The 2,682-nt window shown below is 63.7% G+C and carries 4 protein-coding genes; 1 reads left to right on the top strand and 3 read right to left on the bottom strand.

Features of this window, described 5'->3' with window-relative positions:
• Window positions 1-638 (top strand): DUF6880 family protein (locus tag VMR39_RS00310; protein ID WP_325413243.1); only part of this gene is annotated, 638 nt, incomplete at its 5' end.
• Between the two features lie 21 nt (window positions 639-659).
• Here the strand turns inward: VMR39_RS00310 and VMR39_RS00305 are convergent.
• The 3 genes from VMR39_RS00305 to VMR39_RS00295 all read right to left on the bottom strand — a co-directional run.
• Window positions 660-1,742: a hypothetical protein gene (locus VMR39_RS00305; RefSeq protein ID WP_037511104.1), complete on the bottom strand. Its 1,083-nt coding sequence runs from the start codon at window positions 1,740-1,742 to the stop codon at window positions 660-662.
• A 15-nt stretch (window positions 1,743-1,757) separates the two neighbouring features.
• Window positions 1,758-2,219 (bottom strand): hypothetical protein, encoded by a 462-nt coding sequence (locus tag VMR39_RS00300; protein ID WP_037511101.1) that lies wholly within the window; start codon window positions 2,217-2,219, stop codon window positions 1,758-1,760.
• 222 nt (window positions 2,220-2,441) lie between these two features.
• Window positions 2,442-2,682, bottom strand: a 241-nt coding sequence (locus tag VMR39_RS00295; protein WP_325413239.1) for a sigma factor-like helix-turn-helix DNA-binding protein, incomplete at its 5' end; no start/stop codon positions are given.

Below are 2,682 nucleotides of genomic sequence, written 5' to 3'. Positions count from 1 at the left end.
CCGAACGGCTGATCGCACATGGACGCTGCGAAGAGGCTCTCGGCTGGATCGAAGCGCCGACCGAGCGCGGGCATAACGAGCGTGAGCTTGCCGACCTGAAGTTGCAGGCCCTCTGCGCCATGGGCCGCAGGGAAGACGCGCAGGCGCAGCGCAAGGCGATCTTCGATCGCTGGCTGGACAGCGAGGCACTGCGCGACTGGCTCAAGAACCTGCCGGATTTTGAGGATTTCGACGCGGAGCAGCAGGCGCTCGATCAGGCAAAGGCGTTCGATCCCGGCGTCCCCGCCCTCGCCTTCCTCGTGGAGTGGCCGGATCTCAAGCGCGCCGGCCAGCTGGTTCGAGCTCGTATCGATCAGCTGGATGGGCGGGCCTATCACATCCTGCGCCCCTGTGCCGAGGCTCTCTCGTCTAGCGATCCGGTCGGCGCCACGCTGCTCTACCGGCAACTGGTCACTGGCGTGCTCGATCGTGGCGCGTCGAAATATTATGCGTATGCCGTGCGGGATTTTGTCGCTGCAGGCAAGCTCGCGGACGCCATTGATGCGGGAGCGGATATCATGCGTCATATCGACTGGATTGATCTTCTGCGCCAGAGCCATGGGCGCAAAATCGGCTTTTGGAGCCAGATTCCCACCTGACGGCATGATGTCCGGCAAGGTCTACCAATCGTGGACAGGCAAATCATCCGAGCGGTCACCGTCGCAATCGAGGAGGAGGAACTGGAAGCTCCGGCTTCGACCGAACGCCATCAGACGCAGCAGGTCTGCCGGCAGTTGCGCCTGGCGCGCTTCGTCGAGCAAACGGGTGGGCACGAACCAGCCGTAGACGGAGGCGGCGATGTCGATCGGCCGCTCGGTCGGCGGCCAGGATGCCCAGCCATCGAGAAGGCCGGCGGTCTGGACCGTCAGATGCGCGGTCGAGAGCACGCAATAGCGCCCGGTTTCCACCGATTTCGAAGCGAGGCTTGTGTGGAGAAGCGGCGGAGTGACCTGGAGTAGGTCTTTGGCGCATCCGTCCGACGGATGCCCGTCGAAATAGATGGCAATCACGGTTTCATCGTCCAGTGTAGCGGGATCGTGCTCGTCCCCGATTTCTTTCCACCACTCCCGGCACCAGGCGGCGATTTCCGCGTCCAGCGTGGCCTCATCGATCGCGGCATGGATATTGGTGCCGTAGCGGTGCTCGATAGCGGCGGCATGAAGCTGGACCGGCCAGGGCAAGGGCGATCGTTCGATGTGGTCCTCAGCGCCGCGGATTGCCGCGATCAGTTCGCTGCGCGCACGGTTTGCGAGGTTTTCGGGATATTGGATGGCGGAGCGTGCCCGCGCCAGCAGAGCGAGGTGATCCCCGCGGCCGCCAATATCTGTCGGTCCCGACGATGGCTCTTCCCCAATGCCGGTTGCTGAAGCCTGTGCAGCATCCCGTCCGGCTGGATGGGAACACAGGACCGGGTGGTGCGGATGGGACCAGTCGACGCTTTCGGCCAGCCAGCGGCCGATATAGGCCCAGTCGAGACCGAAGGGGCAATCGTCATCAAGCTGCTGCAATGCCCGTTCGACTGTTGCGGTCCAGCTAAGTATGACGGGACGCAGGGTCTGAGCCCCAAGCCTGTCGAACGCCCTGCGTATCGCCAGGGCGCGGTCGAGCGCATCGGGATCGGCGGCAGGCCGGTCACGCAAAGTCAGGACCGCCTCCCATAGGCAGGCGGCGATTTCGAGATGGAGGGGGGCATAGCTGGTCATGGGCTCAATCCTCCTTCAGGCCGCGCGGCGGTGATCGTTGAGACAAAGGCCGAGATCGGCGGCCGTCAGCGTTTCGATCCGGGGCGCGAGGCTATCGAAGGCAGCATTGAGATCGATGCCGGAGATGCGATGGCGGGCCTCGCCGGCCTCATGGTCGAGCAGAAGCATCGGCGGAACGAGACGAGTGGTCATTTCAGGGAAAATGGCCTGCAGGATGATGGCCTCGACGCGGCGCGACACGAGGTTGAGCCGCGCGGCCAGGCCGCAATGCATGGCGAGATAGCGCTCGAACCAGCGGCCTGGCGCCAGTACGTCGGCGAGCCGGGTACAGGGCAGCCGACCCGCCGGTGTCGGGACATGAAGAATGACGACATGATGCCGACGGCGGGGAGCAAGCTGGTCCAGCGGGACCAGGACCCGATAGCTGTAAAGCGGAGCCTGCCCGCTGATGCGGGTCCTGCAGGTGATCATATCCATCGGGCATTTCCTTCATATGCGTGCGCAATGCTGCTCGCGGTTTTGCCCCCCTTGCGCGGCGGCAATTACGGTGGCCGATCGTGAATGAATTTGCTCCGCATCGTATAAGTCTCGGCGAGCGTCTTGCTCATATTTGCCTGCATAGTGGCTATCGACCCTGGCGGTTGTGGGTCGCCGCCGCCTTTGGTGGGCGAAGAGCGACGGCCCGGTCGAGCCGAACGGTCATTCCTGATCAAGCGCCCGGCCAATCTGGAACAAGGCATCAGCGATAGCGCCTTCGACATCAGCGATCGTCAGCCCGAACTGGTGCGCAATCTCACCATAACTGCGTTGGTCCCGCTGGCGCGCCAGCAGGATCGCGCGGGTGGTTCCAGGAAGGCTATCGAGCGCCTTGCGGTAGCGCGCACTCAGCTTTTCGTCGATTTCACCGACGCTGGAAAAGGCGATGCGAACCCAGCCACGC

It is taken from the genome of Sphingobium sp. (genome assembly GCF_035511395.1).
Taxonomy (GTDB): Bacteria; Pseudomonadota; Alphaproteobacteria; order Sphingomonadales; family Sphingomonadaceae; genus Sphingobium.
The sequence above is the reverse complement of the archived record's forward strand: the minus strand, read 5'-3'. Positions and strand labels throughout refer to the sequence as shown.

What these genes read in the sequence shown, in the direction of transcription:
- VMR39_RS00305 (WP_037511104.1), bottom strand. Translation starts at nt 1,742, where the DNA reads ATGACCAGCTATGCCCCCCTCCATCTCGAAATCGCCGCCTGCCTATGG.
- VMR39_RS00300 (WP_037511101.1), bottom strand. Translation starts at nt 2,219, where the DNA reads ATGGATATGATCACCTGCAGGACCCGCATCAGCGGGCAGGCTCCGCTT.